The sequence below is a fragment of the Planktothricoides raciborskii GIHE-MW2 genome (genome assembly GCF_040564635.1).
Taxonomy (GTDB): domain Bacteria; phylum Cyanobacteriota; class Cyanobacteriia; order Cyanobacteriales; family Laspinemataceae; genus Planktothricoides; species Planktothricoides raciborskii.
This window is the reverse complement of record NZ_CP159837.1, coordinates 4419243-4432496: the sequence shown is the minus strand read 5'-3', so window position 1 is coordinate 4432496 and position 13254 is coordinate 4419243. Positions and strand designations below refer to the sequence as shown.

Here is a 13254-nt window from a genome sequence, read left to right as displayed (position 1 = left end):
TTGCTAACAGGAGTGATGAGCCATGACCCCCGAACAACGCATTGCTGCTTTCTGGGAAATTTGGGAAACCAACCCGGATAATATTTGGCAAACATCGGGAGCCATCCAAGGATTAAAATCTCTCAGTGAAAGTTTGGTGGCTTGTCAAGATAAGTCGGATGCTGAGATAGCTACTGCAATTAAAGAATGGTGTCGCCCTTATCCTAAGTTGACTCAAAAATTGATGGATAAAGTGGGGGAAAGGAAGCTAAGTGGTGCTGATAACGATTCCCCCAACACCGGAAACACGGATTATAAAAATATCTATCCGAAAATTACCGAGATTCTGCTAACCCGCGCCCCGAAAATGGGCAAAAAAGAGGGTCAATCTTGATGGTTGATTAACTGTAGGGGCGATGTTTTTTCCAGGCTACAGAGCCGCAGAAATGCTTATCACGGCATAGCGGTGGCACGAGAGAAACTTTATGGCACATTAATCAAATGAAACATCAAAAACTACCAGAAATTATCGAGTTAATTAAAAATTGGTTTAAGGCTCATTATTCTGAACAGGTTGTGCAAATCATTTTATATGGCTCTCAAGCTAGGGGAGAAGCTAAACCCGATTCAGATATTGACTTACTGATTGTAATGAAATCTGCTTTTAATTATGCTGACGAAATTGAGAAAACCAGTGATGTTATTCAAGATTTGTCCTTGAAATATGATACCGTGATTTCCCGCGCTTTTGTTTCTGAGCAGCGGTTTAATCTAGAAAAAAGTCCATTTATTTTGAATGTTCACAGAGAAGGAATTGTTCTATTACCCGAGGCGGTTCAAATTCAAGTGATTTCACATTTGCGAGACTATATCGCTGATTTACAAGATGAACAACGGTGGGATAAGGCTTTTAATCGGACGAAATCCGCCTTAGTCGCTGCCGCACGTCAAGCGAAACAACAACAGGCCGATGGACAAGCCACTACAATGGATTACAATCGGTTATGATGAGCATTTTCGCCCCCAACCTCTATTTATGCGCTTACCATCTCCGCAAAGATGACACTGAGGGAGAGACTCACCCTCTATGGTCAAATTGCGATCGCCTCCTATCTCCCCTCACTGACACCCAAGTAACACCCCATCTTCACCGAGAAGGTGAAAATCGCATTCTCCTCCTCCCTCCCCAAAAGCAGATTTCCTTCACCCCCCATAAATTTCCAGATATTCCAGAGATGGAAGGTTTTATCCAACCTGTCCAAATTCCCGAAGACAGTTATGGGGTATTTTTCAACATTGGCTATGATGATAGAAAACCCGCGAACACTGTAGAAATTCCGGTTCTGGAACAGTTTAACCCCCAGCAGATTTTACCCTTTCCCCCAAGCAAATATTTTCTCGGACAAACTCTGCTATTAACCCTCAATTTACCCCCAGAAAATCAAGACTTAAAAGGCGCTAAATTAACCGAACTTGCCAATCAATGCTATCAGGCTTTATTCAGTCAAAATAATTCCCCCTCTCGCTTGGGAGAATTATTTGGTAGCCCGATTTTTGAATATGGCAACCCCGGCAAAGTTGATGAATCTCCTCATGTTCTCATCTGGCTATTCCGTGATGAAATGGCAGATAGAAATCTAAGTAAATGCTTTCAGCCAAGTTTTGACCTATTTTTCTATCGCCATAAAATCACCAAAGCCTTTCAAGATAGCCGGGAAGTTTACCAGCAACTCAAACAATATTATCTTAGCCTAGACCCGACCTTAGACAAAATTCAAATCCAAATTGATGCCGCCCAACCTGACCCGCAAGATAACACCTATCTCCAGATATTAAAAACCCAGTTAAAACAACTCTCCGCTGATTCTCTAATTTACGATCGCCTCCTGCGGAAACTGAAAGATTTCTTGAACACAATCACCATAAATCTTAACAATTATAATGACAAAATTGAGCAAATTTGTGCTATACTAGGAACCGATAAGGAAGAACTATCCTTTTGGCGGTATTTCGGGGAACAAACCGCACCCCAATTCCAGCGGCAAATTGAAGCGGATTTAAGTTATTTTGAACAGGGAACGGGGTTAATTTCCCAGGCAGTGGCATCGATTCGCGCCATTGTGGAAATTGACCAAGCCCAATGCGATCGCACTTGGCAGAGGTGGGAGAAAAAGCGAGACAAACGACAACAAGAATTACTGAAACAAGCTGAGGAAAAAGCCACAGCAGCACAAGAACGGCAAAAAGAATTAAATGAAGATTTACAAGACCAAATTGAGGCCGTTGGTGTGGGAATTGCAGCGGGGGCAATTATGGCTTCCAGTTCCGGTTTAATTACTCAACCTTGGGGTTTTCCTAGTCGCGATCGCCTCTTACTTCCGCCCCATCCATTTATTATTGCTTTAGCGATTAGTTCTTTATTTTCTGTTGGGGCGTGGTGGCTGACCAAGAAAAAGATTGAAAGGAAAAGAAACCAGGATTCTTCTTTGCCGAAGTCAATTAACCCCAAAACCTAGGTCTACAAACCTGAAGCGATTAGAAACCGAGTCCCTAGAAACCGGGTTTCTTCTTTGCCGCAGATTACTAAACCACGATCGGGCGAAGCATTCCGGTCTTTAGATTAATATTCTAAGCAGTAGGGGCGTGATCTTTCCGGCAGTCAAGTTAATATTCTAAGCATCGAGCTTCTGCCGGAAAGATCACGCCCGTACACTGCCGGAATGCTTCGCCCCTACAGATATTTGTGGTTTACTCGCGGAGAAAATTGCTGTAATACCGCTGATTTCTACCCTGTAGTTAAATTCTCAATGAATCGTTCCCCGAAAAAACGGAGTCAGGACCGACAATTCTAATCCCATAGGGCTGAAATAACCGCCAATCTTCAGGATCGTATGTATAAACTTTATATACCCCCGCAGCTAAAGCGGTAGCAGCGTGTCTGGCATCGTGAATTCTACGGGCTGTAAGCTGTTGAGCAGCGGCAATTTCTAGCATTTTCATGCTGGCTGTAAAGTTAGTTTCTAAAACTACAATTTGAGAAGGTTCATCAACCAAAAGACGAACGGCTTCACTAGCGATTTTTGGGGTTTGAGGAGGTTGAGATCCAGTCCAAGTTAAAGCTGCATAAACTTCACTCAATACTCCAACAGAAGTACAGGCAAGCAGGGTTCCGCATCGCGCCGCTTCAACGATAGGACGAGCTTCTGAATGACGCGGATCTTGACTTAGCAAAGCCCCAATAAAAATTCCCGCATCCAAAAACACTAAATCTGTTTTACTCATGGTAGATAGCGTCTTTCCATCCTTGGGGTACATACCCATCAAGTTTCGGTAAAGGTAGCAGTTCTAAGCTGGCTTTAATTTTCACCACTTCACTGCTAGAAACTTGCACAACCAGAGTTTCTTTTTGTCTTAATAAGTTCAAAAAATCCTCAACAGAAAGGTTTTTGATAGTTTCGAGTGCGATTTGGCTTGTGGACTCCATTTAAGTGGCCTCACCTGAGTGGCGGCATAACTGGGGTTTCTCCGATTATAACATATAAATATTTTACTCACCTAATTAATAAGCAAGAACCTAAAAAAACGGGTTTCTGCCTTAACTTTTGCCTAACCCCAGAAACCTGGTTTCTTGTCCCTGGGGTTCAAAAACCTGAAGCGGTTAGAAACCGGGTTGCTTTATTTTTTGCTTGAATGGCAAAAGTTAACCCAGAAACCCGGTTTCTTGTCCCTGGGGTTTATAAACCCTGTTTCTGACACCGGGTTTGTGAAAGTTTCTGTGTTATGATTAGGTTGTATTTTGGTCATCACTTGATAAAATATTCTCTCATAATTGTCTTATAAATTATGTTAAACACTGAAACAGAAATATTAGAAATCATTAGAAAATTACCCCAACCTGCTCTAGCAGAAGTAAAAGTTTTCTTAGACTTCTTAACCTGGCGATATCAAGGAGAACAAACTCAATCCAAAGGAGTTACCCTCATTGCTGCCATGCGAGGCAAAGCAACTACAGACATGACCACTAATGAAATTCTCGACTTAACCAGGGGTGAAGAATGACAAATGTGTTAGTGGATAGCAATGTGATTCTGGATGTACTTACGGAAGATCCCCATTGGTTTGACTGATCTGCTCCTCAATTGGCTGCCTGTGCCGAAACCGGAACATTAGATAACCTTTGCCACCAACCCCAGAAACCGGGTTTCTTTAGACCATCTTTGCTACCAACAAACAAATGTCATAGAAACCCGGTTTCTTGCCCCGGTTTCTTGCCCCGGTTTCTTGCCCCGGTTTCTTGCCCCGGTTTCTTGGAAAGCCGAAGTCAATTAACCCAGAAACCCGGTTTCTTGTCCCTTAATACTTCCGTTCCTGGGGTTCAAACATACCCATCGCTACTGAACGATAAGCAATATCAATCCCCATTGGCGAATAATAAGATAAGGTATGTTTGAGGAATTGCTCATCATTACGCTGGGGATAATCTTCGCGAGAATGTGCCCCCCGACTTTCCTTGCGGGTAATAGCTGAACCTAAAATTAACTTGGCAACTACAATCAGATTTCGCAATTCCAAAGCTTCGACAATTTCCGTATTCCAAAGCTTACCTTTGTCATCCAGATAAACCTCTTGATATTGTTCCTGTAATTGATCTAATTTGGTGAAGCCTTCTTGCATCACTTCTTCGGTGCGAAATACCCCACAATGTTCGCTCATGGCATCTTGCAATTGTTGGCGCACTTCCCCAATGCGGTATTTTCCGGGTTTGTCCAGGAGGCTTTGAATCGAAGCGGCAGCTTCTTCTAAGTACCGTTGTTCATCTACTTCGGGCAGTTTGCGGTTTTGCACATAAGGCGCGATCGCAGCCCCGGTAATCTTGCCATAGACCACACATTCTAATAGGGAATTACTGCCCAAACGATTAGCCCCATGTACGGACACACAAGCGCATTCCCCGGCGGCAAAAAAGCCCTCGATCAACCCATCGGGGCCGCTGCGGACTTGGCCGTCGATATTCACCGGAATGCCTCCCATAGAATAGTGGGCCGTGGGTCGCACTGGCATCGGTTCTTCTACGGCATCGATACCTAACAAGCGGTGTGCCTCTTCCCAGCAGAAGGGAATCCGACTCATAATCTTATCTCGACCCAGATGGCGCAAATCCAAATGGACATAAGGCCCACCGGCTGTCCCATCAGGATGAATCCCCCGACCGGCGCGAATTTCCAAAGTAATCGCCCGAGAAGTAATATCGCGGGGGGCTAACTCCATTTTGCTGGGAGCATAATTAGCCATGAAGCGATCGCCCTCGCTATTGCGTAAATAAGCCCCTTCACCGCGAACTGCCTCGGAAATCAGCACTCCCACAGGATACAACCCGGTAGGATGGAACTGGACAAACTCCATATCTTGCAGGGGGACTCCTGCCAAAGCGGACAAAGCCAAGCCATCCCCCGTAGAAGCATAGTCATTGGACGTAGTATTAAACACCCGACCATAACCGCCCGTGGCAAACATCACCGCTTTTGCCCGCACCACTTGCAGATGACCATCTTTAATGCGATACATAACCACCCCTTTGGCGCATCCATCCTCCAGGATTAACCGCATCACATACCACTCATCGTAAATCGTCACCCCGTAACGGCGTAAATTATTCACCAGTTCGTGCAAAATCGCATGGCCGGTTTTATCTGCCGCATAGCAAGCGCGGTTGTGACTATGGCCGCCAAAAGCTCGCTGGGCAATCCGACCATCGGGTAAACGGGAGAACAACACTCCCATGTGTTCTAAATCAATCACCACATTAGGCGCTTCTTGGGTCAATCGGGCCACTGCATCTTGGTCAGCCAGATAGTCAGAACCTTTTACGGTGTCAAAAGCATGGGCTTCCCAGCTATCCGTAGAATCGACGTTTTTTAAAGTGGCAGCGATTCCTCCTTGAGCGGCGACGGAGTGAGAACGAATTGGATGAGTTTTCGCCACCACTGCCACATTTAATTTAGGATCAATTCGGCTAATTTCTACAGCAGCGCGGCAACCAGCTAAACCACCGCCAACGATGATCACGTCGTGTTCTAGCATATTTTTCCCTCTAATTTTCTGATATAGGGGCGAAACATGATGTTGTTTCCTCTCGCTCTCCTCGCGTTTTCCTCTGCCTGGGAATGCCAGTCTAGAGGCGGGGAATAATTTATGGTTGAAAACAAGAAATTTATCGATCCATCATGGTGCGCCCAATATCTATAGTCACCTAAAAAAAGATTCCCCACGAATTCGTAGGGAATTTCTTTAGAAAGATTCTAGATTTCCCCGCATGATGGGGAAAAACCATCACGGTTTTAGCCCGCTGCTTGCGCCGGTTTCTGGCCACTGGGCTTCTTGGCGCTGATGCTGCCTTTTTTCTCCGTGGCTGGGTCTACCTCGATCAGTTCGATATGGTTGAGCAGGGTGGTGACAAAGGCAAACAGCAGAAAAGGAATGGACAGCACTAGGATCAAACCCACGGTCATTAGGGCATAGATTTCGCGAGTGCTACTCCACAACGCCAGGGTTGATGCCAAGCTGATGAAAATAACGATTAACCAAATGATGATTTGTCCGTAAATATCTCCAAAGGTCAGAGTGCAGGCAAAGCGATATTTTTGGATGTTATTCATAGTCTTCCTTGATGATTTGGTTAAGAATGCAGATTATCGGTTTCTTTCAGTTTTAAACGATTTTTCAAGATTTTTAAAATATTTGCAATATCTTGTTACATTTGCTCCCGGTGAGTGTGGGGGAAATATGGGTAAAACAGGAAATATTACTTATTGGGCGATCGCTGAAGGTGTTAGGCGATTCGCTCATTATCTCGTTTCCAGGCCGGAAAATGGAATGTCAGTAAATTTAAATATACCTATTACTTCCATCCCGGCGCCGATCCCCCCAACCTTCCTTAAGACCGCGATCGGCTTTTTATCTCGGTTCTGGTGAAACTTTGACAATCAATTTGCCGGTATTGCTGCCATCAAATAGCTTCAATACTGCTTTAGGAGCATTTTCTAAGCCCTCGACAATATCTTCGGCATATTTAATTTGTCCAGATTTCATCCACTGAGCGATCGCGCTTATAGCTTCCGGTAATCGATTCACATAATCCGTGACAATAAAGCCTTGTACCCGCACCCGTTTCATTAGAATTTGACCATAATTATAAGGGCCAGGAACGGGTTCTGTGGCATTATACATGGAGATTAACCCACAAAGAGAAATCCGCGCAAACAAATTGACTTGGGTTAAAACCGCATCCAAAATCTGACCGCCAACATTATCAAAATAGAGGTCAATTCCGTTGGGACAAGCAGCGGCGATCGCCTCTACCAAGTTGGCAGTAGTTCGATAATTAATTGCCGCATTAAAGCCCAATTCTTCCGTAATCCAGCGGCATTTTTCGTCACTACCCGCAATGCCCACAACTCGACAACCTTTAATCTTAGCAATTTGTCCTACAATTGAGCCCACAGCCCCAGCCGCTGCGGAAACTACCACAGTTTCTCCGGCTTTAGGTTGTCCCACATCTAATAATCCAAAATAAGCAGTCCAACCTGTTAAACCCAACGGCCCAAGATAAGCAGAAAGAGGACATAAAAGAGGCTGAGGCAATTTATTTAAAACAATCCCGGTTTCTCCCTCCGCGATCGCATAATCTTGCCACCCCAATAATCCTGACACCAAATCTCCCGGTTGAAAACGAGGATTCTCGGATGCTTCCACCACTCCCAGATTAATTCCTCGCATCACTTCCCCAATTTTTACCGGGGGCATATATTGATCCATCTCACTCATCCAAATCCGGTTAGTCGGATCCAGAGAAAGATAAATCGTTCTAACTAAAACTTCCCCAGCTTTTGGGGTAGGAACGGGTTCTTCTCGGTATGCAAAATCGCTTGCTTTAATTTGACCTACGGGATGGGCAGCTAGGCGAAATTGTCGGTTATTTTTATCTGGTTTATCTGACATAAATTGTTTCTAGAGGTTCTGGACAAAGAAATGAGATGGGACAGAATTTTTATCAATCAAAATATTAATATAAATTATTATAACTCATAAAAATGCTGTCCGTCAACCTACCGGCAATGATTATACCATTTTTTAAAAATATTGCTACAATTACCAGTAGGCTTTGGGCTCAAGCCGCCGCGACCTTATGAATTGCATTTCTAATGAGAAACGGTATTAATTGAGAGCCTCATACACCCTACCCGGTATCTAAAATAATGTAAAATGTTAGATACCTTGCGGTTATATTACCAATCTGTGATTTAGCAAAGTATTCAGATTAATAATTAATCGACCCCAAAAACGCACCCTACAGAAATGTAAAATAGTGTAAAATGGTAATTGAATAATTAATCGCCAAACAAGCAACACCCAATACCCAATATATTTTTACAATTGTTATGCAAATTACCTTCGATTTGCCGGATGAGATGGTAACTCAATTACAACCTTTCAGAGATAAAATCCCACAAGTTTTAGAGTTGGGGTTACGAGAACTTAATGCCAATCCCAATGAATTTTCTGGTTTAACTGAAATCTTAGAATTTTTGGCCAGTCTGCCCACCCCCGAAGCGGTGATTGCCTTGCGTCCATCAAAAGCTTTCCAAGATAAAATATCTAACCTTTTGGATAAAAATCATACAATGGGTTTAACGGCTAATGAAGAACAGCTTTGGCAAAACTATCAATACCTAGAGCATATTGTCCGGATGGCAAAAGCGAGAGCGTTTTTGAAGCTTAAGGATAAAGCTTAAGAAGGTAAAAGATTAATGAGTAAAACTTACATTCCCGTGGCGACTATTAAACAAGTTCGCGATCGGGCAAAAAATTGCTGCGAGTATTGCTTGATGCCAGAAATTGCCACCTTTGCTTCTCACGAAGTCGATTATATTATTGCCAAAAAACATGGTGGTTTAACCCAAGCCGAAAACTTAGCTCTTTCATGTACCTTATGCAATAAATATAAAGGAAGCGATCTCACATCTATCGATCCCGAAACCGGGGAGATTGTCCCACTTTACCATCCTCGTCAAGATTCTTGGCCTGAGCATTTTTACCTCAAAGATGCTAAAATTAATCCCTTGACTGCTAAAGGTCGTGTTAAAGTTAGATTATTGCAATTAAATCGTCCTGAAAAAGTGCAAGAACGTCAGCTTTTAATAGAGGCTGGAATTTTGGCTCCTCCATCTAATTAAGAGTCAGCGGTAGCTATCGGTAGGGTGTTGTTCCGAGGGGGTGACACATCAATACCTCATATATATAGTCGTTGCGTAAGTCCTACCAATTTCAAGAATAGACAATTCTGGCTTTCATACCGTAGAAGATCCCCCCAACACCCTTAAAAAAGGGTGATTTAATTATTGCGACAATTACGAGATTAATTTGGGCAGTTGTAGGGGCTCCCCTAAGTGGTCGCCCCGCGCCCATAATATTGCATTTTCGAGTGGAAACGGTATTATTTCGCCGGTAATGGGGCTTCTAAAGCTTTGAGAATGCGATCGCTCACATCTTCCAAATGTGCCTTAGTCGCCGTATCCATCTGCTTATGATGACGCTTTAAAGTCCGGGAAATCTGCTGACCCAACTCACGCAGTTGATAACGAGCCAAAACTCTAGCATCTTCTGGGGCATTTAACGTTTGGAAGGCTACAATAAAATCCAAAACATTGGTAGCATTTCGCAAACTTTCAGGATTCCGCAACACCATATTAACTAAAATATTTAAATGCTGCCGTTGTAACCCTCGACGAATCGTGGATATCTCCAAAGACTTCCCATCTCGTTGAATAATCTCTGACCAAATGCCCTGATGTAAAGTATTAAACAATTCTGGCATAGTCAAAGCCGCCGAGCCATAAGTTAGTTCCGCATCGCGCAACCGTTCCAATCGTTCCGAGGACAACAGATCGCTTAATATAATTCCTTGCACAAAGGAAATCTGATTATAAATCGGATAATCTAAGCGAAAAATTGGCAAATCACTCCCCCAATGGAACCACCGAGAAGGGGCTAACTTATTAATTAATTCTGGGGGAAAATCAAACGCATTCTCAGCAAAAATGTACTCTTGCAGTAAACCTAAAGCTTGTCGTTGTTCTTCTACCGGCACGATTTCAAACGGTAAACGCGCACCGGGATCGGTTGGGCGATCGCGATAAAATCTTTGTCCACCAATATAGGTTGTGGCACTCATGGCATAGCCCATATAGTAGCCAAAAATCAGGTTAAAAGCATCGCGCAAATCTGCATAACCTTCCTGGGGCAACAGATAACTTGTATCGAGATTTCTCCAAGCCTCACGAGCATTGTTTAATTGTATTTGGGAATAGGCCAAGGGATTGGCACTCAAATCCCAAGGTTTCGCTTTCGGATCGAGCATCCCCCAGGCATCTTCATCAGTGGCATAAGCCAGTTCTATTTCTGGGGCTCGTTGGGCAATTTTTTTCAACTCCGGGATTTCTCCTTCAGGGGTCATGGCTGGAATCGGTTTATAAGCATAGGCGATCGCCCATTCATCGTAAACACCAATCTGCGTCGGATAATAATCGCCCTGGACTTGTCCGGGAGGTGCCAAGTTCACCGGAAGATAATCCATCACGGAACTGACTAACCCTTGATTTCGAGTAATATCAAGATTATTTAACTCTTCTGGCATCCGCAGATTACTGCCGCTAAAATTATGACGCAAACCCAGGGTATGCCCGACTTCGTGGGCAACCAAGTGGCGTAAAAACTGATGAATATAGATTTGCATTTCTTTGTCATTCAACCCGAAGTTCTGCCGTAAGGACAAAGACAACGCACCAAAAGCCGCTTTTCGGGCGGATCCAATCCCAAAGCATAACTCATCCTGTCGGATTAATTGGGATGATGCTTGCAGTTGATTTCGCAACGGATGGGTGGCACCCAGCAAATTTTGTAAAAATGTGTCCTGTTGAAAATCTGGCAATCTCACAGCGGGATTACACACCAAAGAGTTAGCCAGCAGAGAAGAAATCCCAGAGACTTCTCCATAAGAATTTTGGACGATAGTCCGATATTCTCGCTGCATGAAATTAATCATATTGGCGCTAATCAGCACATCCGCATCCAAAATTTGTCCGGTCAAGGGATGAGCCCGAAGTGGGCCCAATGCAAACCCCCCATCAAGAGAATTAAACCAGCGAATAGTGTTGTAGCGGACATCCGCCGGATCCCAAGTAGCATCATCGGGCATTTGTCGCACTTCGATCGCATTAATAAAGCCAGCTTTTTGAAACGCCGGATTCCACATTAATACCCCTTCGCGAATAGCATCTCGATATTCCAAAGGCACATTATTTTCAATCCAAAAAACAATCGGTTCTTTAGGTGGGGATAAAGGGGCATTCGGGTCTTGTTTTTCTAAATGCCAGCGGTTGAGATAGCGCACAAAAGTCTCTGAGGGGTCTTGACGAGATAAGTCTTGGTACGCAGTCAAGAAATGACCTACACGCTCGTCAGCTAAACGGGGGCGATAACCATTGTTAGTCGGTAGTTCCGATAAACTATAGCGCACGGTAAGGGAAAACCCGCGAGGATCTGCCAGGGTCTCTGGAGAAAACCAGGACATTCCAGTTCCCGATAAACCATAAACCCAATCAATCTCAAGATTTAACGGAAATGCTTTCAGGTTTTCCAGATAAGAAGTCCCTGAATTTAAGCTATATGATTCACCGATTAACCAAGGAAACGCTGATGCGAGTCCGGCAAAGTCAGTCATCAGCATTTCACTGATATCAACCAGCAATGTTTTTCTTTCCGGGTGAATACTTTTGACTGTCAGCGGGTAGATGGCTGAGTCACTGAAAGCGCGAGGGAGCGATCGCCCTTGGGGATCCCCCGGTTCAGTGCGGAAACGGGTGTTTGGCACCACCAAATCCACACGAGTTTTCTGCACCTGACGCAACTGAAACACAAAATCCTGAATCGGCATTCCCTGATACATTCCCCAAGCGCCAATCCCTCCAGAGAGAGTGGCCACCATAAAGAAATTGCGATTGAGTTGCTCTGGTTTAATTTCCAGATACACCGTATTTTCGTTTGGCTTCCGGTACAGGGTGAATAATCCTTCTAGCTTCTCAAAATTTTTGATCGCGTCATCAAAGGGTTCTAACTCCTCGGATTCTTCTTTATTTGCCTCATCTCTATTGGGTGCAGCGGGTGGCGAAGCTTGAGCCACAGACAATGGCTCCCCAGACTTAATTCGGGCAATATTTAAGTTAGTTTTTTTATTAATAAATCCTGAATCATCTTTTTGTTTAAAAACTAAATTCCCCGCTATGCCTGGAGAAATGCCTAAAAAAATGCAAAAAAAACCCAACAGACTGAGTGATAATCTTTTCATCGAACTAACCCATAGAGTATTTGACATCTGCCAAAGGATGATGATGGAGAAGTATGGTTGATTTCCGTCAATCGATTTGACTGACTGTATTTGCGGAGTTGAGCATCCGTTACCGCAGCGGGTCACGAGTTGACCGCATTGCTAAATTGTTCAGCTATTCAATATTTTAAGTCTAAAGTCAATTGAATGCATGATTTGCCATAAATTAATTTACAATTTTTGGTTTTTAATCTTTTATGGTTTAATTATACTACTTTTAGTTAAATTGTTCTTTAAAAATCGATAAAATCTGCTTTTTTTATATACAATATAGGCTGATAGCAGATATTTATTTCGGCGACAAACCCGATTAAACAATAAATAAACCAAGGCTAATTGATGGTCGATCGCCTTTACTGGATCGCCAACCTGTCTATATTATAACAATAATATGGTAATTATAACGATAAATAAATATTGAATATGTCAAAAAAATCAATATTTTAAATTTTTAGTAACCTGAAATTTTTCGACTATTTCTGATTCAACTGGTTTTCTCTAAAGCAATACAGCACTTTCCTCTGCTATGGGGTACATCGCCAAGCGCTGTAATTGACCGATCCTGATACTTTCATCGGAGATTTTCCTCAACTGAACCCAGGAGGGGGCGATCGCGCATCGGTGGAAGCAGCGGCATTTTTCTGTCTTCCTGCCTTTCCCCGCCTTTCCATTAATAAATATCAAATATTAGATATCTGATAGCAAGCACTTTAATTTGTAAACCGGGGATCTTAAGTTCCCATCTGGATTGACAAAATTTATTAAAATTGGCTATAAGTAAAGCCAGCAGAGAATTTCAGGGCAATTATCTGACGGTATTTGGCGAAAATCGA

The 13254-nt window shown here is 43.3% G+C and carries 13 protein-coding genes; 7 read left to right on the top strand and 6 right to left on the bottom strand.

What is annotated here, in order from left to right:
- Positions 1 to 22 precede the first annotated feature (22 nt).
- The 3 genes from ABWT76_RS18985 to ABWT76_RS18975 all read left to right on the top strand — a co-directional run bounded on the left by ABWT76_RS18985 (position 23) and on the right by ABWT76_RS18975 (position 2495).
- A complete protein-coding gene (locus tag ABWT76_RS18985) occupies positions 23 to 373 on the top strand; it encodes a hypothetical protein (protein WP_354634796.1) in 351 nt (116 codons plus the stop codon).
- Between the two features lie 107 nt (positions 374 to 480).
- Positions 481 to 987, top strand: a complete 507-nt coding sequence (locus ABWT76_RS18980; RefSeq protein ID WP_354634795.1) for a nucleotidyltransferase domain-containing protein — start codon at positions 481 to 483, stop codon at positions 985 to 987.
- Positions 987 to 2495: a hypothetical protein gene (locus ABWT76_RS18975; protein ID WP_375341528.1), complete on the top strand. Its 1509-nt coding sequence runs from the start codon at positions 987 to 989 to the stop codon at positions 2493 to 2495. The genes ABWT76_RS18980 and ABWT76_RS18975 overlap by 1 nt, the downstream gene beginning before the upstream one ends.
- Positions 2496 to 2775: 280 nt before the next feature.
- Here ABWT76_RS18975 and ABWT76_RS18970 read toward each other — a convergent pair whose 3' ends face one another.
- Together ABWT76_RS18970 and ABWT76_RS18965 are read right to left on the bottom strand one after the other, a co-directional pair.
- Positions 2776 to 3261, bottom strand: a complete 486-nt coding sequence (locus ABWT76_RS18970; protein WP_354634793.1) for a type II toxin-antitoxin system VapC family toxin — start codon at positions 3259 to 3261, stop codon at positions 2776 to 2778.
- The gene (locus ABWT76_RS18965) at positions 3254 to 3403 is read right to left on the bottom strand and encodes a hypothetical protein (RefSeq protein ID WP_242053033.1); all 150 of its coding nucleotides are present in this window, start codon (positions 3401 to 3403) and stop codon (positions 3254 to 3256) included. Before ABWT76_RS18965 ends, ABWT76_RS18970 begins: the two co-directional genes overlap by 8 nt.
- Before the next feature lie 419 nt (positions 3404 to 3822).
- Between ABWT76_RS18965 and ABWT76_RS18960 the strand changes: the two genes are divergently transcribed.
- Complete coding sequence (locus ABWT76_RS18960; protein ID WP_054466358.1) at positions 3823 to 4038, top strand: transcriptional regulator; 216 nt, start codon at positions 3823 to 3825, stop codon at positions 4036 to 4038.
- 294 nt (positions 4039 to 4332) lie between these two features.
- Here the strand turns inward: ABWT76_RS18960 and ABWT76_RS18955 are convergent, their stop codons facing one another.
- From ABWT76_RS18955 to ABWT76_RS18945, 3 genes are all read right to left on the bottom strand, one after another.
- Complete coding sequence (locus ABWT76_RS18955) at positions 4333 to 6060, bottom strand: succinate dehydrogenase/fumarate reductase flavoprotein subunit (RefSeq protein WP_354634792.1); 1728 nt, start codon at positions 6058 to 6060, stop codon at positions 4333 to 4335.
- Between the two features lie 257 nt (positions 6061 to 6317).
- On the bottom strand, positions 6318 to 6635 hold the full coding sequence (locus ABWT76_RS18950) for a hypothetical protein (protein WP_054466360.1): 318 nt from the start codon (positions 6633 to 6635) through the stop codon (positions 6318 to 6320).
- A 298-nt stretch (positions 6636 to 6933) separates the two neighbouring features.
- A complete protein-coding gene (locus tag ABWT76_RS18945) occupies positions 6934 to 7977 on the bottom strand; it encodes an NADP-dependent oxidoreductase (protein ID WP_354634791.1) in 1044 nt (347 codons plus the stop codon).
- A gap of 470 nt (positions 7978 to 8447) precedes the next feature.
- Between ABWT76_RS18945 and ABWT76_RS18940 the strand changes: the two genes are divergently transcribed.
- Together ABWT76_RS18940 and ABWT76_RS18935 are read left to right on the top strand one after the other, a co-directional pair.
- Positions 8448 to 8771: a hypothetical protein gene (locus ABWT76_RS18940; protein ID WP_242053030.1), complete on the top strand. Its 324-nt coding sequence runs from the start codon at positions 8448 to 8450 to the stop codon at positions 8769 to 8771.
- Positions 8772 to 8786: 15 nt separating this feature from the next.
- Positions 8787 to 9212 (top strand): HNH endonuclease, encoded by a 426-nt coding sequence (locus ABWT76_RS18935; protein WP_054466364.1) that lies wholly within the window; start codon positions 8787 to 8789, stop codon positions 9210 to 9212.
- Positions 9213 to 9472: 260 nt separating this feature from the next.
- On the opposite strand, the gene ABWT76_RS18930 is transcribed toward ABWT76_RS18935, so the two are convergent.
- Positions 9473 to 12382 carry a zinc-dependent metalloprotease gene (locus ABWT76_RS18930; protein ID WP_354634790.1) on the bottom strand — a complete coding sequence of 970 codons (2910 nt, stop codon included), beginning with the start codon at positions 12380 to 12382 and terminating at the stop codon, positions 9473 to 9475.
- A gap of 591 nt (positions 12383 to 12973) precedes the next feature.
- Between ABWT76_RS18930 and ABWT76_RS18925 the strand changes: the two genes are divergently transcribed.
- Positions 12974 to 13120: a hypothetical protein gene (locus tag ABWT76_RS18925; protein ID WP_156331714.1), complete on the top strand. Its 147-nt coding sequence runs from the start codon at positions 12974 to 12976 to the stop codon at positions 13118 to 13120.
- The last annotated feature ends 134 nt before the right edge of the window (positions 13121 to 13254 follow it).

Coding starts and splice junctions, on each gene's coding strand:
- ABWT76_RS18970 (WP_354634793.1), bottom strand. CDS start 3,261: ATGAGTAAAACAGATTTAGTGTTTTTGGATGCGGGAATTTTTATTGGG.
- ABWT76_RS18985 (WP_354634796.1), top strand. CDS start 23: ATGACCCCCGAACAACGCATTGCTGCTTTCTGGGAAATTTGGGAAACC.
- ABWT76_RS18950 (WP_054466360.1), bottom strand. CDS start 6,635: ATGAATAACATCCAAAAATATCGCTTTGCCTGCACTCTGACCTTTGGA.
- ABWT76_RS18975 (WP_375341528.1), top strand. CDS start 987: ATGAGCATTTTCGCCCCCAACCTCTATTTATGCGCTTACCATCTCCGC.
- ABWT76_RS18955 (WP_354634792.1), bottom strand. CDS start 6,060: ATGCTAGAACACGACGTGATCATCGTTGGCGGTGGTTTAGCTGGTTGC.
- ABWT76_RS18940 (WP_242053030.1), top strand. CDS start 8,448: ATGGTAACTCAATTACAACCTTTCAGAGATAAAATCCCACAAGTTTTA.
- ABWT76_RS18930 (WP_354634790.1), bottom strand. CDS start 12,382: ATGAAAAGATTATCACTCAGTCTGTTGGGTTTTTTTTGCATTTTTTTA.
- ABWT76_RS18980 (WP_354634795.1), top strand. CDS start 481: ATGAAACATCAAAAACTACCAGAAATTATCGAGTTAATTAAAAATTGG.
- ABWT76_RS18935 (WP_054466364.1), top strand. CDS start 8,787: ATGAGTAAAACTTACATTCCCGTGGCGACTATTAAACAAGTTCGCGAT.
- ABWT76_RS18945 (WP_354634791.1), bottom strand. CDS start 7,977: ATGTCAGATAAACCAGATAAAAATAACCGACAATTTCGCCTAGCTGCC.
- ABWT76_RS18960 (WP_054466358.1), top strand. CDS start 3,823: ATGTTAAACACTGAAACAGAAATATTAGAAATCATTAGAAAATTACCC.